The sequence below is a fragment of the Marinomonas rhodophyticola genome (assembly GCF_026113935.1).
Taxonomy (GTDB): domain Bacteria; phylum Pseudomonadota; class Gammaproteobacteria; order Pseudomonadales; family Marinomonadaceae; genus Marinomonas; species Marinomonas rhodophyticola.
Window position 1 is genome coordinate 587574 of the sequence record NZ_JAPEUL010000009.1, and the last position, 19467, is coordinate 607040.

Here is a 19467-nt window from a genome sequence, read left to right on the forward strand (position 1 = left end):
ATGTCTTTGAAGGGGGTTAGGGTGGGGTTCGTTATAGAGACTTAGTTTTGGTAACGGGTCAGGATGTCACCAATCTCTTTTGGTGCTTCGGCTTTCCATTCTTCCGTCATCGTTTTACCAATGGCTTTTAATTCTTCAATGAGTTGCGGCGATGGGTCTGACACAGTCATACCATTTTCTACCAAGGTTGCCTTGTCTTTTTCTGCACGCGCAGCCACTTTTGTCCAGCCTGCGGCTTCCGCGTTTTTCGCTGCATCGAGTACTACTTGTTGAGTGGCTTTATCCAAACGGCGGAAAGCACGTTTGTTTACGACTATGATGTTTTTAGGAATCCATGCTTTGATGTCAGTGTAGTTGTTTACATAATCCCATGCTTGACTGTCCACACCAGTTGATGGCGACGTGATCATCGCTTGGATAATCCCCGTACTAAATGCTTGGGGAATGTCAGGCACTTGAATGGTAGTGGGCGTGGTGCCCATTAAGTCTGCAAGACGAGAGGTCGATGGGCTGTAGGCGCGCATTTTTTGGCCTTTCAGATCCGCCAGGCTTGTTACGGGATCTTTGCTGTAAAGGCTTTGTGCGGGCCAAGCAACGGTGTAAAGCAGCATCATGCCGTCTTTATCTAATTGTTGTGTAATAGCTGGTTTTGCCGCTTCCCACAGTTTCTTAGCGTCTTCAAAGGAGGTCGCTAAAAATGGGATATTATCGTGCTTATAGATAGGGTTTTCATTGCCCAAAATACCTAAAAACACCTCTCCCATTTGTACTTGTCCAGATTTTATAGAGCGGGGGATTTCAGTGTGTTTGACCAAAGAGCCACCAGAGTGAACCGTGATCTCCAGCTCACCATTGGTCTTGTCTTTGATTTCTTTGGCAAAGTCGTAGGCGATTTGAGTAGGCAAATTGCCATCACCGTACGGGGTTGGCATGTGCCATTTTTCGGCAAAGCTCGCCGTCGACGTAAGGCCGCTAATCGCGACGCCCCCTATTAATAGTGCATTGCTAAGTTTTGACATGGTTTTGTTCCTCTTCTAAGTATTATGCGTTTTTTATTGTCAATGAAGCCGTGTTATTTGTGCTTATTGCTTTACTCCGTCCAAGGAGAGCTAAAACACTGCGAGATCTGTGTCTAAAATATCCGTTATCAGCATTTTTCCGGGAGCATGAGTAATGCAAATCGGTGGTTTGGCATTACGAATCGCCACTTGAGGAGTTACACCGCATGCCCAAAAGACCGGAACTTCACCGTCTTTTACACTGACGGCATCACCATAATCTGGTTTGCCTAAATCTTTGATGCCAATGTCTTGTGGTGAACCAAAGTGTAGTGGAGAACCATGGGCCTTGGGAAAGCGAGTGGTGATTTGAATGGCACGAATGGCGTCTTTTGGTACATAAGGGCGCATGGTTACCACGGTATTACCAAAAAAACGTCCGGCTGGCACGGTGGCAATATTGGTTTCAAACATGGACACGTTGACGTCTTCTTCAATGTTTCTTGGTGTTAACCCTGCTTGTGATAACGCATGTTCAAAAGAAAAAGAACAACCCAGTACGAAAGCTACCATGTCATCTTGCCATAAATCTTCAATATCAGAGCGGCTTTCGACTTTCACGCCATTGCGGTACACATAGTATTCAGGGATATCATGGCGCATATCAATGTCGTTACCGAGTTCTGGCATGCTAAAATCACCCACTTCAGACACGCCAATCAAAGGGCAAGATACTGGATTTTTTTGACAATAGAGCAAAAAGTCATTCGCCCAATCGGCTGGCAAAATTACCACATTACCTTGCATTGCGCCCTGTGCTAAACCACTGGTAACGCCAGTATGCGCCTTACTACGAATGGCTCGGCGCAATTCAGATGTTTGTTGCAGTAAGGGTGACAGGGCTTGTTTCATTTTCGTTTTCCTTATTTTTGCCACAATGTGTTTTATTAAGAGTAGATCCAGCACCTACGAAAAGTCTAATCGTGTTTTTTTGGGTATTTTGATCAATTTTTTTATCAAGCCTGCGGTGATGATTATTCTCTCTTTGACGGAACGGATCAAGCGAGGTAATTTCCTAGACTAAATCAGGATGTTATTGCATGCGACTATCGGTCAACACACATCCCTAAACGTCTAGTAGCGAGCGAACATATGACGCAACCAACACTACCGAATTTTGCTTGGCAGGATAGAGAGCTTGTTAGCAAGTGGAATAGGGCTTTAGATATTATTGATACAAAAGGCCAAGCGGTTTTTACTGAGCTGTTTGATTATGTTGAGTCTCAGCAAGGCCCATTAAACGGGGCGATTGTCTCGATCAAAGACTTGTTTCAAGTTCGAGGCTATAAGACGCAAGCTGGATCTGTGTTTCTTGATGCCAGCCCTGCTGAGCAAGATGCTGCCGCCGTGGCGTTGCTAAGAAAAGCCGGTGCGAGTTTGTTGGGTCACACCAATATGACAGAGCTGGCGTATTCGGGATTAGGCCTAAACCCTCATTATGGCACGCCGGAAAATCCAATTCATGCGGGTCGTATCACTGGCGGATCCACCAGTGGCGGTGCGGCGTCGGTTGCTCTAGGCATCGCCGATGCAGCACTTGGCACCGATACGGGCGGTTCATTGCGAATACCGGCAGCGTTTTGTGGTTTGACTGGCTTTAAGCCCTCGCAACACACTGTTTCCAGAAAGGGGTGTTTGCCCTTGTCTGATTCACTCGATTCGGTTGGCCCAATAGCGAAAACAGTAGAAGAGTGTGAATTGCTCTGGCAGGTATTGTCTGGCACTGCGCTGTCAGCTGACATAAAGAACAGTATGAACGCGGATGGACTGCGCATTGTCGTGCCAAGCAACTTTGGTATGAATGATCTAGATGCGTTGGTTGAGGAAGGTTTTGCCGATCAATTGGCTCACCTTGAAGCAGCTGGTGTGGTGGTTGAAAGACGGTTTGTTGACGCGCTAGAAACCTACAAAACCTTACCTGTTTGGCAGTTTTCGGCTTTTGAAAGTCAGGCGTTTTATTGTCAGAACTATGATTTGGAAACAGCCGATATTGATCCGCGCGTGGCCTCTCGTATCGCTCGCGCGAAAACCATTCATGCAGAGGATTTTCAGCAGACAAAAGCGGCTAGGCAGGCTTTTATTGAGCGAATGGTCAAAGAGGAGCCACATAGCGTTTTCTTGCTACCGACGGTGGCTGTTGTTGCGCCAAAATTGTCTGATTTAGTCCAAGACTCAGAATACGATCGCTTAAACTTGCTGTGCTTACGCAATACGTCGTTGGCCAATGTGTTAAACGGTTGCAGTATTTCCTTGCCGTTTTGCTTTGAGCAAGAGCCTCATGGGATTGATGTTAACGGCTGGCAACGGTAAGGATCAGGTGCTATTGGATTTAGCGAAACAATTAGCGTCTATTATAAAAGGCTAATCATGGCGCTTGTTTCTTGTTGTACTCTTCGGCGGCGATGACGGCAATGTTGGTGGCCACTTCGGCAATAGGGTTAAAGGGTTCGTCTGAATAAGACGCAGTGAAGGTGAGATCGTTGGGTGTCCAAACCGCCCTGATTTTTCGCAGGCTTCCCGCTTCCAATTCTTTTGCAATCATGATGTTAGGCAATGTGGAAATACCCACCGCGTCAATCGCTAAGCTACGGCAGGCGGCCAATGACGTTGACGCAAAAAAGTGCGCAGGTGGCCCATCGAGTCTCGCGGAATTTTTGACTGATTTCGACATAGGGTTTGGTGGCACGAGCATAAGTAATGATGGGCCATTTGGCTAATTCTTCTAAGTATAAAAGTCGATCAGGTAGGTCTAAATTTGGGACTCGCTACCCAAGACAGGGAAAACGTACAAAGCTCTCGGTTAACGATGTTTGGCTCGGAAATTGGCCCCATTAATAATCCCAAATCCAGTGACCTGTCCTTGATGCCATTGCTTAAATTGGCGGTGATGTCGACCGTCATTTCGACGTCGAGATTGGGCATGTCTTTGTTAAGTCGAGATAGAAAATCGGGTAGCCAAGTATTCACTATGGTTTCTGAAACCCCTAAACGTAATATGCCCGAGTAGGCGGTAGAAAGACCGGCGCGTTTTCGTAATTGCTCGGTTTGGTAAAGAATTTTTTCCACATAAGGCAGTAATTCTTTGCCTTTTGAAGTCAACGTAATTGGGCTGGAGCCGCCCTCTCTGTCGAAAAGTTTAACGCCTAATTCGGTTTCTAATCCAGAAATTCGAGCGGAAATAGCGGGCTGTGTAGTATGTAAGCGTTCAGCCGCTTTGCGAAAATTTCCTAATGAGGCAACCCAAACAAAGGTTTCAAGGCGTTTGTAATTCACGTTGTGGTTACCTCCAGAGTCATGAAAAAATAAAATTGTAAGATGATTTAAAAGGGTATAAGGCTAATCCGATTTCAGCAATCTTTTCCTTAAGTTGTATTAGAGTCATAGGAGTGGCATAAAGCTTGCGGTATGCTATACGCATCTTTATAGGATCATTTTAATCATGAACAAATTGGTTGCATTATTGCTCAAAGGGTTGGTAGCGGTTTTACCGATTGGTTTGACTGTCTATTTGATCTATTGGTTGTTGGCGACGGGCGAGGCCATTGCTCAACCTGTATTGTTGTTGCTGATTCCGGATGCATTGTATTTTCCAGGATTAGGTTTATTGGCCAGTTTAGCGTTGCTGGTTCTCACTGGACTTTTAGTGAATCTATATGGCTTTCGTTATTTGGTGAAGTTAAGCCATAACATTCTTGAACGCATTCCGTTAGTAAAGTCCATTTATGGCGCCATCAAAGACATGATGATGGTGTTCAATCTCGCAGAAAAAAGAAATGAAGAGTGTCGTATCCATCGAATGGAATGGTGCGCAAGTGATTGGTTTTATCACCGGAGAACAAACCGGAAAGCGGCTCTTCAAAGAGCAAGATCTGGTTGGTGTTTACGTACCGTTAAGTTACCAAATTGGCGGTATGACTCTTTATATTTCACGGGATCGTTTGACGGAATTAGACATAGGCGTTGAAGAAGCCATGCGCCTTGCTTTGACCGCTGGAGTGCAATCCTCCAAGGCTAAATAATGCCAGTTTCTTTATAGAGATCATTGGGAATTGGCCTAAAACTCTTTATCATGCGCTTCTTTTTTTAGTAACTCCTTAGAGTGATGTTGGTTAGTATGCAAGATGCGTTGCAAACGCAGAAAACAGTCATTGTTGTTGGCGCTGGTCCTGCGGGCTTGATGTCGGCAGAGGGTATTTGTGCCGCGGGTCATCAGGTGCATGTGTACGATGCAAAACCCAGTGCCTGCCGTAAGTTCTTACTGGCGGGGGTTGGTGGTATGAATATTACGCATTCCGAAGCTTACTCAGAATTTATTCAGCGTTATTACGACAAAGCGGAATGGCTTAGCACACCAATCAGCCAATTTAATGCCGATGCCTTATGTGAATGGATTCATGACTTAGGTATCGAGACGTTTGTTGGCACATCTGGCCGAGTTTTTCCTAAAGATATGAAAGCCGCTCCTTTACTGCGCAATTGGCTCAAGCGCTTGCGTGATTCAGGTGTGCAGTTTCATATGCGTCATAAGATGGTTGGCTTGTCGGCTAATGAAGTGGTGTTTGATCATGCAGGCGACAGTGTTGTTGTTCAGGCCGATGCCATTGTCCTCGCAATGGGGGAGCCAGTTGGCCAAAGTTGAGCTCAGATGGTGCTTGGCTTCCGGTATTGACTGAAAAAGGCGTCACCGTTGCGCCATTACAAAGTGCAAATTGTGGTTTTTATTGTGAGTGGAGTGAGCATTTACAAACGAAATTTGCAGGCAGTCCATTAAAAGATGTGGCGTTTTCTTTTACATTTGAAGACGGACAAGTGGTGACGAAAAAGGGAGAATGCATTGTCACTCAGGATGGTATGGAAGGCAGTCTTATTTATGCATTTTCTAAATATTTGCGTGATGGCATTAACCATTCAGGTCAATCGTCTTTATTGATGGATCTTTTGCCTTTGCAAAGCGAAGAGCAAGTCATCAAGAAATTGCGTCATATCAAACCAAAAGAATCTTTTAGCAAGTACTTAAAACGTACGCTGAACATAACGGGTGTAAAAACGGCGTTGTTACATGAATCTTTTCCTAAAGACGCCTTTCAGACGCCAGAGACGCTCGCGCGATGCTTAAAAGCCATGCCGGTTCACTTTTATAAAACGAAACCCATTGACGAGGTTATTTCCAGTGCCGGTGGGGTGTGTGAAAGCAGTGTGAATGACATGCTCATGTTAAAAGCCATGCCCGGTGTGTTTTGTGCGGGTGAAATGCTGGATTGGGAAGCGCCAACGGGCGGTTATTTGTTAACCGCGTGCTTTGCTACGGGGCATTGGGCCGCTCAGGGTGTGAATAAATTCTTAACGTAGTGTGCGCACATTAGTGTTTTAAGTTTTGTACACATATAAAAATGCCCAATGTTGCCATTGGGCATTTTTTTAATTTGAATCTTCTAGCCTAAGAACATCGACTCATTTTCGATGATGACTGGATTGTTAATCGCCTAAGCCTAATTAGAGGCTTGTTGATTTGGCATACCAAAGTTGTACTGTACACCGACAGAAGTCACGTTATCTAAATGGTTATCTTCGATGTCTTTTACTAGACGGAAATCGGCACGAAGGTCCACATCACTGTTGATCGCATATTTAACACCACCGCCTGCGTTCACCAGTAGATTAGTTGAATCGCCATCGACATCCGTTATACCCACACCAGCTGCAACATAAGGCGTTAGGTTGACCGTGGTGAAGGCTGGTAGGCTGTATAGGCCATCCACTCGGTATTGGTCTAGATCGTTCTCGCGTCCACGTTTGCTGGCATCGGAGTGAAGATACACGGCTTCTAATGCTAGTGCGCTGTTGGTTTGATAGCCAACGCCGATAGAGTAAGACGTATCATTGCCTGCTTGACGATCACTGTCAGCGTTGTAGTAGCCGATGCTTGGTGTGACTGTGATGCCTTGTTCAGGTTGTGCTGCGTATGCCATTGTTGTAAGGGATGAAGCAATCAGAACACCGCTAAAAAGAGTACGTTTTTAAAAGATGTAGACATGTTAATTTCTCCTAATGAACATAACGTTTTGTTGTTCGCTATCCAGATTACGCTGATTTTTTCGATTGAAAACCCCTCGGAAAATGCGTAAAAAATGGGACATGAACCGCTACTGCCCAATCATGACGTAAGCTTTACTAAAGTGTGTGTATTCAAGCAATTAGCTGATCAAAAACTACCCTAAAGGGTGTAGGAAATGCGCCGTTTATTACAGTAAGTTTTCACTTTAAAAATGCACAAAAATTATTGTGATCAAAGTAAGTACGCGGTTTTCACAAAGGCTAACGGTTCAAACTTGCTATTCTACAAGAAAGCTTCAAAGCCAGAGCGACAGGCAAAAAAACGCCCGATATAAAATATCGGGCGTTGCCTTAGTCATAGGCTATTTGGGAGACTGAATCAAACGGTTAGGCTTCGCTGGTTGAAATAATAGCGACAACACGACGGTTGATCTGACGGTTTTCTTCGCTATCGTTCTCTACGAAAGGTCTTTCCTCACCATACCCAACGGAATCCACTCGTGACGCTGAAATCTGAAAGGTTTGTGTGAGCACATCGGCAATCGCTTTGGCGCGTTTTTCTGAGATCATCTGGTTGTAGCTTGCTGTCCCAGTGTCATCAGTGTGGCCTTCTATCATAACGGTGCTGCCTGGATTTTCTTTCAGGAAATCAGCGATTTTTGCGATTTCCGGATAATACTTCTGTTCTACATTCGTTTTGTTAATACCAAATTGAATGTTTATTTTACCTGGTGGTTCAGCCACAACATCGGCCTGTTTAGGTGCTTCTTCTACCACAGGGGCTGCCGCAACAGGTTCCTCTTTAACTTGTTCCACGGGTTCCTGAGCAGCTGTTTGTGTCTCAACAATCGGTTCGGGTTCTACTTGTGTGTAAGTCTGTTCAACAGGAGTGTATCCTTGGTTGTCGGAAGATGAATTGGAGGAAGAGCCACCGAATGTCATTTGCACACCAAGTGAGGTGACATTATCCAAATGATGGTCTTCAACGTCGTTGACTAGACGGAAATCCGCACGCAATGACACTGCGTCATTAATCGCGTATTTCAAACCACCACCGGCGTTGACCTGCGTGTTGTTATCCTCGCCATTGCTGAAATCGGCTGTACCCACACCGGCGGCTAAGTAGGGAGTCAGGTTAAGTGAACTTACATTCGGTAAATGATACAAACCATCTAATCGATATTGGTCTACATCTACGTCACCACCGCCAGATTGTTTAGAGTCTGCATTTAGGTAAACAAACTCGACCGCCCATGGGTTATTAAATTGGTAACCTAGACCTAATGAGTAAGTGGTATCGTCTTCAGTATTACGATCATTATCCATATTGTAATGACCAATGCTTGGTGTAACGGTAAAACCTTCCTGTTGCTGTGCAAGCGCCAATGTTGACAGTGAAGACGCTGCAATAATACTGCTGAGAAGCGTGCGTTTTGCGATGTTAAAAGACATATTTTATCTCCTGATAAAGAATGATTTGTTTCTATGTTGCTTGTTCTTTTAATCAGCATAACGCGTTTGTCTCTCGTTTTTCTACAGCGTGAAAAATGGAGGAAGGCCCATTTATCATGGTTCATTAACAATAATGACGACTTACTTCATATGGTATTGCGCAATCCTGACAGAGTGTTGACTCAGAAGGCATTTTCAGCGCTGTTTAGAGGTTAAGTCACTTCTTAAAAGCGTATAAAAGGAGATATTCATTACACGAGATTTTCACATAAAAATCAAAAATAAGAGGTGTCAGATAGAAATCCATCACCTCAAGCACAGAAAAGTAGCGTTTACTCTCGCATCAATGCTCGGTGAGCACCCACGCCCGCCATGACTCCAGAAGCCGATGCCAATGTGGCATTTTGCATTGGGTTAGACACATCACCGGCGGCAAACACGCCTTCTATCGATGTTTGTTTAAAGGCATCGGTTTTAATAACCAAACCAAGCGGTCCCTCTTCAAATTCACATCCTAATTGCTCGGCAAATGGGCTTGCCATATGCGTCTTGGGTCCAACGAATATTGCTGCTAACCGAATAGTTCGGCCATCAGCAAGATAAACTGAGGAAATTTCCGGCGCTCGCCCTAGTACTTCTAATATGGGGGTGCTTTCAATAGTGACACCGCGTTTTAATAAAAACGCACGTTCCTCATCATTTGGTTCGTATAGGCCCTGAGTAAAGTAAGTGGTGGGTCCCCAATCTGGAATCATACCTGCCTGATGAGCAAACAAAGGACTGGTTGCTAGAACGCCGAGTGCTTGATTACGCACTTCATAACCATGGCAATAAGGGCAGTGAATCACCGTCGCCCCCCAGCGTTCTTTTAAGCCAGGGATATTGGGCAACTCGTCCCTTAAGCCCGTTGCTAATATGAGCTTCTTACAATGAAGTTTAGTGTTGTCTTCAAGCGTGACGTGGAATCCCGGTGCGAGCTTTTCAACAGCAACCGCCTTACCTTTGACAAGGTCTACGGTCGGGTATTTAAGCAGTTGACGGTAGGCTTCTTGTTGAATCGTGAACGGAGATACGCCGTCCAACCCGAAAAAACCATGGGATTCATCTGCGAATCTATTTCTGGGTTCGCCAGCGTCGATTACGGTGACTTTTCTTTGTCCTCTTGCGAGCTGCATGGCGGCAGATAGCCCCGCAAAACTTCCACCAATTACAATAACGTCAAGTTGCATGAGCTGTTCCTTAGTTTAGTTAAACATAATGACATTATGAAACATCATAAGTTACATGAAATACTGAAGTCAACTCACGATACTTTTAATGTTTCATGAAAAACTGAGTTAGAATGCACGCATCGTTATTCGCTATGAGATTACTGATGAGAAAAGACAGCCGTTTATCCCGCATGTTGCACGTACTGATTCACATGGACCAGTTAGATGCACCGGCGACGTCCGAAAAAATTGCCAGCATGCTCAACACCAACCCTGTTGTAGTGCGTCGCACCATGGCGGGTTTGCGAGACAAAGGTTACGTTACCTCGGTCAAAGGCCATGGCGGCGGTTGGTCGTTGGTAGCGCCACTATCAAGCATTACCCTGCTGGATATTCATAACGCGCTTGGTGAAAGTTCCGTGTTTACTATTGGCCTGTCTGATGAACACACGTCGTGTCCAATTGAAATTGCCGTTAATCAAGCTATTAGTGACGTATTAATTGAAGCCGAAGCGTTATTGTTAGAACGCTTTCGAGATGTCACATTAGATGTATTAGCCGTTGGTTTTGCAGATTATTCACTTAATCAACAAGCTTCTAGCGGAGAGTAAAAACGTGGTTCGTTCCCAGCGTTTACTTGCATTAATTGGTTTATTGCGTAGCCATCGATATCCTGTGTCTGGGAAAATATTGGCAGAAAAACTTAATGTGAGCTTACGCACCTTGTATCGAGACATTGCGACACTGCAAGAGCAGGGCGCGAATATTGAAGGCGAAGCGGGTGTGGGGTATGTGCTTAAACCAGGTTTTCTTCTGCCACCATTAATGTTCACCGAGGAAGAAATCGAAGCCTTGGTACTGGGCGCCCGTTGGGTGGCGCAACGTACTGATAGTCAATTAAGCGATGGTGCACAAAACGCCTTGAATAAAATTGCTGCGGTACTACCAGTAGAATTGAAAGACATCCTTGATGATACGACTTTGCTGATTGGCCCGAGCAAAGAGTCGACCACTGATACCGTTGATATGGCCGAAGTTCGCCAAGCTATTCGAGATGAAAAGATTCTTTTTATTGATTATCAAGATTTGCAGGGCAAGCATTCTCAGAGACGCATCTGGCCATTCGCTTTGGGTTATTTTGATGAAGTTCGTGTGTTGGTCGCTTGGTGTGAATTGCGCCAAGATATTCGTAATTTTCGTACTGACCGAATTCTATCGAGTGAGCTAATCAATACTTGCTATGCAACGCCGCGTCATGTATTGCTCAAACGGTGGCGAGCTACCTTACATGCGTCAAAGCCTTCTCAATAAAACCTTCGTTGCTTTCTATCACTGCTGACATGATCTGACACTCGGTTTGTTTATTCTCATTTTATTGGGCCAAAGCCTGATGTGAACGACTAAACTTTTAACGTGAAATATAAACAGCGAATAGGAATGTCAGTATGGAAATTTCAAACTTCACCATCTTATATGTGGATAATGTGCAGCGTAGCGTGGATTTTTATCGTCCTTTATTTGACCGTGAACCTGTGGAATCAACCGCAGACTTTGCTTTGTTTGTCTCGGAAACAGGGGCGAAGTTTGGCTTATGGGCGCGAAAAAGTGTATTGCCAAAAGCCAATGATGTTCCAGCGGGCAGTATGGAGGTGGCATTTACCCTTGATAATCTGATTACTCTGCAAATCCATTACAGCAAATGGCAAGAGTTGGGCATTGACATCATTCAAGAGCCAATTGAATTAGATTTTGGTACGACGTTCACCGCGCTCGATCCTGATGGCCATCGTTTGCGTGTCTATACCTATGAAAAAGACCGGCATGAGAAAGCCTAATGACAAAGAAGATACCTTCATTATTTGATCTATGAAGGTATCTTCTTTAATCGAGAGGAAACTCAAGTGGTATTTTTTCTTGGATTATTAATCAAAATGAAATGATGGGTTAACTGGACGCATATTGATCAAGCAAGGTCACAAGCCTAGACTGCTGATATCAAATAAAGCCAATTCAGCTTTTAGTGAGTTGGCTAATTATTCCAGTTTTAGAGGTGAATGATGATGTTACCCACTTATTTTATTTCCCACGGCGGCGGCCCTTGGCCTTATATGTCAGACATGCGCGCCATGTTTTCGAATCTTGAAGCGTCTTTGGTTAAGATGACGCAAGATTTACCCGAAAGACCCAAAGCGATTTTGATGATTTCTGGTCATTGGGAACGCAAAACCTTTGGTGTTCAGTCTAGCCCAGCTCCAGGAATGGAATACGATTATTACGGCTTTCCCGCTCATACTTATGAGGTGAAATACCAAGCTCCAGGCTCGCCAGACGTCGCCGCTCGTGTGGCTGAACTGATGAAAAGTGCAGGCTTTGCTGTGGATCTGGATGACAAAAAAGGTTTCGACCATGGCGCATTTGCACCCATGGCTGTGATGTATCCTGAAGCGGACATGCCACTGGTTCAGTTGTCACTTAAATCAAATCTAAACCCAGAAGAACACATGGCGTTAGGCCGTGCCTTGGCGCCATTGCGTGAAGAAGGCATATTAATTGTTGGCAGCGGTTTGAGCTTTCATAATCTTGGCTTAAGAGGCCCACAAGCCATCAAGCCTTCGAATGGCTTTGATGCTTGGTTACAAGAAACATTACTGGAATCAGCACCAGCAGAGCGAAGCCGTCGATTGGTCGAGTGGGACAAAGCGCCTTATGCTCGTATTGCTCACCCAAGAGAAGATCATTTGATTCCGCTAATGGTGGCCCTTGGAGCGGCTGAAAATGCCAAGGCAACCTGTGTTTACCACGATGAAGGACTTTTCGGTGGTTGGACCGCGTCTAGCTTTCGGTTTGATTAAGCCTTATTAGGTTTTTTGGTCGTATATTTCTTGGTGGCTCTGGATCGAAAGCCTGATCTAGCGCCAACCTGTTTGATACGACCTTTCATTTCCAACATGGCGATTTTTATCTTTTTGTTCGAAGCCGCCAGCGTCTTTAATTGTTCGATTTCTTTTAGCGCCTCGGCGAACTGCTTTTTGAGCAGCAATATTTCAACCAGCTTCTGCATACTCGTGATGACTTCAGTGGGGTCAGCAGTGACGTCAGAAAGACGCATTTTAAACGCGTTTCTTGCTTCTTCTAACGCCTCATCGGATTGATCAGATTGGGTGGGTTGCGTAAATGTTGCCATGAAAACCTTATAAATAGTGAGTTGAGTCCGCACCGCATTTTACTGGTAAATAATAATGTCTGCATTTTTATTAATGGTATGAATAAAAGGCAAACAGGGTTGTTTTTTTGGTAGGTTATAATTGACGCCTAAAATCGAGTCGCAACACTTGTCGAGGACGGTCTGACACATTGGCTGAAAAAGTGTGGAGGCAGCGTGGATCAAACACAATAATATCGCCAGCGGTGCCAGTCAATGTGACAACCTTTTGTTTGATGCCATACAGCGAATTGTCTTCTTCTATGAATCGTTGAATTCTCTGGTCAGGGGAACCCTCTTCAACCAGCTCTTGGAACCAAGGGTCTTCTTGAATGAGGAGGTCTAAAACCTGATCCATGGGCAATAGGGTGACCTCTTTCGGACTCTCAAACAATCCGCTGTTCACCGATTCAAAGGCGTTTATTAAGGCTTCGTGATTCTGTGTACCGAGTGTTTTGGCAAGACGCTCCGCTCGTCGATGAGAGCCAGATACGACCGTTGTTGGCCCCATATCGACAGTGACATTGTCAAGAAATACAAAAACAAATAGGCTCCACGGCTCGGCATCTCCCACTACAGCAGGTTCATCGCAGTGCCAAGATTTATGAGGCACATTCCAAGCCGACTCTGAGCTTGGAAAACTCAATAAAGAATACCAAAGATCCAACGGGCGCCAAGTGTGAGTGCCGAATACCTGATCAATAGACGATTGTATCGCTCTTTCTATCTCGTCTAATTTCCCCGAGGCTTTGAGTCTCTCGCATTATCGACCCCATGCCGTTTAGCCGTTTTGCACCAGCGTCTCCGACAGGGTTGTGAGCATTGGAAAACCATGTACTAGGTTCGTCGATATTAATGCTAAATTTGTGTTTCACTTCTTGCCAAAGGTAGCTTTGTGCATCAAGAATTTTTTCAATATCGATGACACTGGAAAGCTTAAGGACACCCTTGTTTCGGAAGTCTTCACGGTTAGAAAATGTCATCGAGTTGGTTTCCCGTTCAGCGTTAGAGTCTTAGTGATTTTTTATCTATGGCCAATAATACCATTGGGGCTCTCGAGTAAGAAGGGCTTTCGCTCTTTTATTTGGGACAAACGCCATAGGTCTCTTAGTGGTGGAAAGTTAAACAGATTCACCTGTTTCACCAGCAGCGACGACTTCTGTTTCTGCTATTGAGTCAGCTAACCATGCTTGCATGTCTGGGTGCGCGAGCATGGTTGTGTAGTAGGCACTGGCTGCGTCTGACAGCTGGGTGCCGTAGGTCGAAAAACGAAAGACAACAGGAGCAAAGAAAACGTCAGCCAAACTAAAAGTACCGAATAAGTAGTCGCCATCTTTAGCGTGTTTGGTGCGTAAATTGGACCAGATAGTCTCTAGGGTTGAGACTTCTTGTTTTGCCTTGTCACTGAGTTCTACTCGACGTTTTGCTCGACAATTCATTGGCATTTCGTTACGAATAGCAAACAGTCCAGAGTGCATGTCGGCCACAATAGAACGAGCCACGGCGCGGTTGTTTTTGTCCGCAGGCCAGCCTTTTCCATCCAAATAGTTTTCATTGATGTATTCGCAAATGGCGAGTGAATCCCACACGCTCAAATCGCCATCCACTAAAACGGGCACTTTTCCAACGGGAGAGTATTTGGCAAGTTCAAGATGAAATTCATCACTAAACAGGCTGAGTTTTATTTCTTCAAACGGAATGTTGAAGGCTTTTAACGCCAACCAACCTCGTAAAGACCAAGATGAGTAATTTTTATTGCCAATGATGAGCTGCATTTTATTCCTTTCTTTCCAGTGACTAACGAATGGTGTTTGATATTGCCTGAGTTCATGCCAATTTAAATTTGAATGTTAGTCCATTAGCTTTTGTAAAATAGTATGTCCCTCTGACCAAGAGCCTAAGCCGCTCGCGCTATTGATATGACCTGCTTCACCTATATTCACAATATCGCTACCCCAAATAGACGCACACTCTTCGGAGTATTTTATGTTGCTGTAGGGGTCATTGATGCTAGCAACCACAATGGATTTGAACGGTAGAGGCTTCATTGGTGGCTCTTTAAATCCAATAGCTTGAGATGGGAAAATAGGAGCGTTCGGATCTGGTACTGCGACTAGCATAGCTGCGTTGATCCTTAGGTGCGTTTTTGCGGCCCAATGGGCAACGAGTAACCCCCTAAACTATGCGCCACCAATATGGTATCTGGTCCTGAAGATCGAACGCTTTCTTCTAGTGAAGCGCACCACTCTGAACAGTCTGGATGATCCCAGTTAAGCTGGTTAACTCTAGTGTAATTTTTATTTAGTTTTTCCCAGTGGCTTTGCCAGTGATCTACATCTGAATTTCCAATGCCCGGAAGAATAAGTACTTTCATATTAGTAAACCTCCTTTTCAATGAAAAGTATTGTTACAGCTTGTTTTTGTAACGACTAACGAATAATTTTGATGTTTCCTATTCCAAACTTTGATAGAAGATTTATTTATGGACATTGATGCACTCCGTAGCTTTATCGCTTTTGTTGATACGGGCAGTTTTACCCGTGCAGCAAAGCAGACGTTTCGTACGCAAAGTGCGATCAGTATGCAGATGAAAAAGCTGGAAGAAGAAACGGGGCATGTGTTGTTTGTGAAGGAAGGTCGTAATCTAGGATTGACGGAACAAGGGCAGCAGTTGGTGAGTTATGCCAGAAGACTTGTTTCTTTGCATGATGAAGCGTTAGGGCATTTTTCTACTCATCTTCGACATCCACCTTTGACCATTGGTTGTCCTGACGATTATGCCGAATCGATATTGCCTTCCATCGTAGCATTGGTGCGTGAAACCTTACCTCATCAGAGTATTCGAATCGTTTGTGATTGCAGTACCCAACTGCGCTTGATGCTAGATCAAGGCAAAATAGATGTCGCCATTTTGACCCGTTCGCCTGATGCTGAAGAAGGCTATCTTCTAAAGCACGATTCTGGTGTGTGGGTGAAAGGAGAAAATCTTCAAACGGATGAGCTAATAGAAAAGCAAAATCCCTTGTGTTTGGTGTTGTACGAACCCGACTGTAAGTTTCACAGCACGGCCATTGATGGGCTAGAGAAACAGGGGCGAGAATATCGATTGATGTGCAGTAGTTCCAGTGCAACGGCGATTAAAGGTTTGCTACGCAAAGGTCAAGGTATCAGTGCGATGGCGCGATCCAGTGTTTCCTATGGTCTCAGTATTATTGAAGATTCTACTCTTCCCGCGTTACCCACTGTCGATATCGTGCTCGCTGTTGCGCCTATTCCTCATCCTATGTTTGCTTCTCATTTGGCAGCCGACATTAGTCAGCGCTTCTTCCAGCAAAATCATTAGGTGTTATGTTTAGCTCAGTGCCACATTTTGATAAGTTATTATGCATTGCGATAAAACAAAAAAGCGAAAACTCCATGATAAATGGCATTGGGGCTTTCGCTTTTTTAATAAGACGGTAAGCGAAAATTATAGAATTTCAGCAACGTCATCAAACGCAAGGCGAGGGCCTCGTGGGTGGAAACCTTCTGGCTTGCCGTAACCTAGGTTAATGATGAAGTTGGTTTTGTATTCGCCATCAGCAAAGAATGCTTCATCAACAGCAATTGGATTAAAACCGCTCATTGCACCAACACTTAGACCTAATGCACGAGCTGCCATCATAACGTAAGCGCCTTGCAAGCTGCTGTTACGGAATGCGGTAGCGTCGGTTAAAGCTTGGTTGCTTTCAAACATAGGTTTCGCATCGTACGCTTTGAATTGCGTTGGCAAGTGATTGTAGAACTTAGTGTCAAACGCGACGATCAGAGTTAATGGCGCGTTACGCGTTTTTTCGACGTTACCTGGAGCCAAAGCTGGTAAGAGTTTTTCTTTGCTTGCTGCGCTGCTCAAGAAAACAAAGCGTGCTGGCTGTGTGTTCATTGAAGTTGGAATTCCCATTTGAAGACATCGTACAGTGCTTTAATTGTGTCTTCGCTTACCGGTGTATCTAAGAATTCGTTGTAGCTTCGTGCTTCTAAAAACAATTGATCTAATGCATTTTTGTCCAGTGATGTCATGGTAAAACCTCTGCCGTATGTGATTGATAGCAATGCTTGACGAACTAAGTTACGTCATTATCCTACTTTCATTTAAAGATTATACCGCCGCTAAGATGATTCATTTATAGTCTAATTAGAACATGATTATTTCAATAATCGATCTAATGAAAGCGTTTTGATGATTCGACAAGAATTTAATAAGCAGATGAAAATCAACGTTTTGTGTTCTAGTCCAATAAATACTTCAATTTTTTACATAACTTTTCTCATTTATGACAGAGTAAATGGAAAAAGTTGTCTATGGTTATGTAGTCACCATGCATCTACGGAGAGAACCCGCATGAACAGAAAAGATGACCGCATACAGCATTTGGTTAGTCTGCTTGAAAACTTAGAAAAAGTATCGCTTCAAGATATTGCCCAAATACCACCTTCACAGCAGCATATACTGGTGGAAAAAATCGAAAGCTTGCAGGATGAGCTGAAAGCCTTGATGGCAGATGATCAACCCATGACGCATTGATACCTTGTTTAGCCTACCTTATTGATTATTCTAAATCCTATTAGCTTCTTGTTTTTTTACCAAGCAAAAAAAGACCGGCCTAGGCCGGTCAAAGGTTCAGAGTGCTGTGGACAATAACGAAAAGATCTTATTCCCAAGAACGAAGTAGGTCGTCGTAAGAGACAGTGACGCCTTGTGGTTTTTCGTTAGCCAATTTTGGTTTTGGAGAACCAGGTTGCGCTAACCAGTAAGCTTCGTCACGTGGTTGGTTCATTTTTGGTCCGCATATTGGTTGTACGTTAGCGCGTTCCAAACGTTCCATTACCTTGTCTTGTGCTTCCGCTAGGCCGTTAAGTGCTTCTTGTGGTGTCGCTTCCCCGCTTGCGGCTTGGGAAATGTACTGCCACCAAAGTTGCGCTAGCTTAGGATAATCTGGCACGTTAATCCCAGTTGGTGACCATTGTTTACGGGCTGGTCCTTTGTAGAACTCAACCAAGCCACCCAATTTAGGCGCGGCAGCGGCCATTTCTGGAGAGTTGATATCCGACTCACGAATCGGCGTTAGACCGACCAAGGTTTTCTTCAAAGAAACGGTTTTTGCGGTGGTGAACTGAGCGTACAACCACGCGGCTAGACGACGGTCTTCTGGTGTTGAGTTCATGAAGGTCCAAGCGCCCACATCTTGATAACCTTTCTTCATGCCTTCTTCCCAGTATGGTCCCACTGGAGAAGGAGCCATGCGCCATTTTGGCGTGCCATCTTCATTCACAACAGGAAGGCCTGGCGATGTCATGTCAGCGGTAAACGCGGTATACCAGAAGATTTGCTGAGCGACACCACCTTGCGCTGGCACTGGGCCAGATTCAGAGAAGGTCATACCTTGTGCTTCAGGTGGCGCGTACTTACGTAACCATTCAACGTATTTGGTCGTCGCATATACGGCAGCTGGGCCGTTGGTTGCGCCACCACGAGAAACACTGGATCCAACTGGAGAGCAGGCGTCTTTGATACGAATGCCCCACTCATCTACAGGTAAACCGTTTGGTGTGCCTTTGTCGCCAGCACCTGCCATAGAGAACCAAGCATCGGTAAAGCGCCAGCCTAGAGAAGGATCTTTTTTACCGTAATCCATGTGGCCATAAACACGTGTACCATCGATATTTTGTACTTTATCGGTGAAGAACTCGGCAATATCTTCATAAGCGGACCAGTTAACAGGCACACCTAGCTCATAGCCGTAAATGGATTTGAATTTTTCTTTCAAATCTGGACGCGCAAACCAGTCAGCACGGAACCAATAAAGGTTAGCAAACTGTTGGGTTGGTAATTGGTAAAGCTTGCCATCTGGCCCTGTAGTGAAATCCAAACCGATAAAATCGGCAAGATCTAAGGTGGGTGATGTAAACTCTTTGCCATCGCCGGTCATCATGTCGGAAATAGGCACCACTTTACCGTAGCGGAAGTGTGTACCGATCAGGTCAGAATCGTTCACATAGGCATCGTAAATGTTACGGCCAGACTGCATTTGCGTTTGCAGTTTCTCAACGACGTCACCTTCTTGGATCAAGTCATGGTTGACTTTAATCCCCGTGATTTCTTGGAAGGCTTTGGCTAACACTTGTGACTCGTATTTGTGAGTCGTTAAGGTTTCAGACGCCACGTTGATTTCCATACCACGAAACTTTTTCGCAGCATCGGTAAACCATTGTAATTCGTCTAACTGTTGTTGCTTACTCAGCGTCGAAACTGTGAATTCCGTGTCTACCCATTTCTTGGCAGCGTCAGAATACGCGTCGGCCCATAAGCTAGCCGAGTGCATCATGACAGCAAAGGGTAAGGCGGCGAGTGCAATTTTTTTCTTATTGTAGTGCATAATTTACCTCAACAAAGTTTAGTTTTTCTATGTGGCTTCCATGCCAGATAATCCATCGTTCCTATTGATTAGGG

21 protein-coding genes and 3 pseudogenes are annotated in these 19467 nt (G+C 44.7%); 9 read left to right on the forward strand and 15 right to left on the reverse strand.

What is annotated here, in order from left to right:
• Positions 1 to 41 precede the first annotated feature (41 nt).
• Positions 42 to 1019 carry a TRAP transporter substrate-binding protein gene (locus tag ONZ52_RS17325; protein WP_265219941.1) on the reverse strand — a complete coding sequence of 326 codons (978 nt, stop codon included), beginning with the start codon at positions 1017 to 1019 and terminating at the stop codon, positions 42 to 44.
• 90 nt (positions 1020 to 1109) lie between these two features.
• Entirely contained in the window at positions 1110 to 1910 is an 801-nt protein-coding gene (locus ONZ52_RS17330) for a putative hydro-lyase (RefSeq protein ID WP_265219942.1), read from the reverse strand.
• A gap of 240 nt (positions 1911 to 2150) precedes the next feature.
• Between ONZ52_RS17330 and ONZ52_RS17335 the strand changes: the two genes are divergently transcribed.
• Positions 2151 to 3368 (forward strand): amidase family protein, encoded by a 1218-nt coding sequence (locus ONZ52_RS17335; RefSeq protein WP_265219943.1) that lies wholly within the window; start codon positions 2151 to 2153, stop codon positions 3366 to 3368.
• A gap of 55 nt (positions 3369 to 3423) precedes the next feature.
• Here ONZ52_RS17335 and ONZ52_RS17340 read toward each other — a convergent pair whose 3' ends face one another.
• The gene (locus ONZ52_RS17340) at positions 3424 to 3729 is read right to left on the reverse strand and encodes a type 2 periplasmic-binding domain-containing protein (protein ID WP_265219944.1); all 306 of its coding nucleotides are present in this window, start codon (positions 3727 to 3729) and stop codon (positions 3424 to 3426) included.
• A gap of 68 nt (positions 3730 to 3797) precedes the next feature.
• Positions 3798 to 4331: a LysR family transcriptional regulator gene (locus ONZ52_RS17345; protein ID WP_265219945.1), complete on the reverse strand. Its 534-nt coding sequence runs from the start codon at positions 4329 to 4331 to the stop codon at positions 3798 to 3800.
• 166 nt (positions 4332 to 4497) lie between these two features.
• Here ONZ52_RS17345 and ONZ52_RS17350 point away from each other — a divergent pair.
• Together ONZ52_RS17350 and ONZ52_RS17355 are read left to right on the forward strand one after the other, a co-directional pair.
• A pseudogene (locus ONZ52_RS17350) lies at positions 4498 to 5077 on the forward strand (DUF502 domain-containing protein).
• A gap of 158 nt (positions 5078 to 5235) precedes the next feature.
• A pseudogene (locus tag ONZ52_RS17355) lies at positions 5236 to 6407 on the forward strand (TIGR03862 family flavoprotein).
• Between the two features lie 140 nt (positions 6408 to 6547).
• Here the strand turns inward: ONZ52_RS17355 and ONZ52_RS17360 are convergent.
• The 3 genes from ONZ52_RS17360 to ONZ52_RS17370 all read right to left on the reverse strand — a co-directional run bounded on the left by ONZ52_RS17360 (position 6548) and on the right by ONZ52_RS17370 (position 9793).
• Entirely contained in the window at positions 6548 to 7027 is a 480-nt protein-coding gene (locus ONZ52_RS17360) for an outer membrane beta-barrel protein (RefSeq protein WP_428981184.1), read from the reverse strand.
• Between the two features lie 472 nt (positions 7028 to 7499).
• On the reverse strand, positions 7500 to 8564 hold the full coding sequence (locus ONZ52_RS17365) for an OmpA family protein (RefSeq protein WP_265219946.1): 1065 nt from the start codon (positions 8562 to 8564) through the stop codon (positions 7500 to 7502).
• 332 nt (positions 8565 to 8896) lie between these two features.
• A complete protein-coding gene (locus tag ONZ52_RS17370; protein WP_265219947.1) occupies positions 8897 to 9793 on the reverse strand; it encodes an NAD(P)/FAD-dependent oxidoreductase in 897 nt (298 codons plus the stop codon).
• 146 nt (positions 9794 to 9939) lie between these two features.
• On the opposite strand from ONZ52_RS17370, the gene ONZ52_RS17375 reads away from it, so the two are divergent.
• From ONZ52_RS17375 to ONZ52_RS17390, 4 genes are all read left to right on the forward strand, one after another.
• Positions 9940 to 10386, forward strand: a complete 447-nt coding sequence (locus ONZ52_RS17375) for an Rrf2 family transcriptional regulator (protein WP_265219948.1) — start codon at positions 9940 to 9942, stop codon at positions 10384 to 10386.
• 4 nt (positions 10387 to 10390) lie between these two features.
• Positions 10391 to 11086 (forward strand): helix-turn-helix transcriptional regulator, encoded by a 696-nt coding sequence (locus tag ONZ52_RS17380; RefSeq protein WP_265219950.1) that lies wholly within the window; start codon positions 10391 to 10393, stop codon positions 11084 to 11086.
• A gap of 134 nt (positions 11087 to 11220) precedes the next feature.
• Positions 11221 to 11610 carry a VOC family protein gene (locus tag ONZ52_RS17385; protein WP_265219951.1) on the forward strand — a complete coding sequence of 130 codons (390 nt, stop codon included), beginning with the start codon at positions 11221 to 11223 and terminating at the stop codon, positions 11608 to 11610.
• Positions 11611 to 11835: 225 nt separating this feature from the next.
• On the forward strand, positions 11836 to 12627 hold the full coding sequence (locus ONZ52_RS17390) for a DODA-type extradiol aromatic ring-opening family dioxygenase (protein WP_265219952.1): 792 nt from the start codon (positions 11836 to 11838) through the stop codon (positions 12625 to 12627).
• Here ONZ52_RS17390 and ONZ52_RS17395 read toward each other — a convergent pair.
• The 5 genes and pseudogenes from ONZ52_RS17395 to ONZ52_RS17415 all read right to left on the reverse strand — a co-directional run bounded on the left by ONZ52_RS17395 (position 12624) and on the right by ONZ52_RS17415 (position 15351).
• Positions 12624 to 12959 carry a hypothetical protein gene (locus ONZ52_RS17395; protein ID WP_265219953.1) on the reverse strand — a complete coding sequence of 112 codons (336 nt, stop codon included), beginning with the start codon at positions 12957 to 12959 and terminating at the stop codon, positions 12624 to 12626. The genes ONZ52_RS17390 and ONZ52_RS17395 overlap by 4 nt on opposite strands.
• A 115-nt stretch (positions 12960 to 13074) precedes the next feature.
• Positions 13075 to 13704, reverse strand: a complete 630-nt coding sequence (locus tag ONZ52_RS17400) for a phytanoyl-CoA dioxygenase family protein (protein WP_346433251.1) — start codon at positions 13702 to 13704, stop codon at positions 13075 to 13077.
• Positions 13676 to 13960: a hypothetical protein gene (locus ONZ52_RS17405; protein ID WP_265219956.1), complete on the reverse strand. Its 285-nt coding sequence runs from the start codon at positions 13958 to 13960 to the stop codon at positions 13676 to 13678. Before ONZ52_RS17405 ends, ONZ52_RS17400 begins: the two co-directional genes overlap by 29 nt.
• A gap of 138 nt (positions 13961 to 14098) precedes the next feature.
• Positions 14099 to 14752 carry a glutathione S-transferase family protein gene (locus ONZ52_RS17410; protein WP_265219957.1) on the reverse strand — a complete coding sequence of 218 codons (654 nt, stop codon included), beginning with the start codon at positions 14750 to 14752 and terminating at the stop codon, positions 14099 to 14101.
• 75 nt (positions 14753 to 14827) lie between these two features.
• A pseudogene (locus ONZ52_RS17415) lies at positions 14828 to 15351 on the reverse strand (RBBP9/YdeN family alpha/beta hydrolase).
• A 108-nt stretch (positions 15352 to 15459) separates the two neighbouring features.
• On the opposite strand from ONZ52_RS17415, the gene ONZ52_RS17420 reads away from it, so the two are divergent.
• Positions 15460 to 16320, forward strand: a complete 861-nt coding sequence (locus tag ONZ52_RS17420) for a LysR family transcriptional regulator (protein WP_265219958.1) — start codon at positions 15460 to 15462, stop codon at positions 16318 to 16320.
• A gap of 126 nt (positions 16321 to 16446) precedes the next feature.
• Here the strand turns inward: ONZ52_RS17420 and ONZ52_RS17425 are convergent, their stop codons facing one another.
• Both ONZ52_RS17425 and ONZ52_RS17430 read right to left on the reverse strand, forming a co-directional pair.
• Positions 16447 to 16899, reverse strand: a complete 453-nt coding sequence (locus tag ONZ52_RS17425; RefSeq protein WP_265219959.1) for a malonic semialdehyde reductase — start codon at positions 16897 to 16899, stop codon at positions 16447 to 16449.
• Positions 16896 to 17036 carry a nitroreductase family protein gene (locus tag ONZ52_RS17430; protein ID WP_265219960.1) on the reverse strand — a complete coding sequence of 47 codons (141 nt, stop codon included), beginning with the start codon at positions 17034 to 17036 and terminating at the stop codon, positions 16896 to 16898. Before ONZ52_RS17430 ends, ONZ52_RS17425 begins: the two co-directional genes overlap by 4 nt.
• Positions 17037 to 17358: 322 nt before the next feature.
• Here ONZ52_RS17430 and ONZ52_RS17435 point away from each other — a divergent pair, with 322 nt between their 5' ends.
• Complete coding sequence (locus ONZ52_RS17435; RefSeq protein WP_111607408.1) at positions 17359 to 17541, forward strand: hypothetical protein; 183 nt, start codon at positions 17359 to 17361, stop codon at positions 17539 to 17541.
• 127 nt (positions 17542 to 17668) lie between these two features.
• On the opposite strand, the gene ONZ52_RS17440 is transcribed toward ONZ52_RS17435, so the two are convergent.
• Positions 17669 to 19393, reverse strand: coding sequence for an ABC transporter substrate-binding protein (locus tag ONZ52_RS17440; RefSeq protein ID WP_265219961.1), 1725 nt, complete (start codon positions 19391 to 19393; stop codon positions 17669 to 17671).
• Positions 19394 to 19467 lie beyond the last annotated feature (74 nt).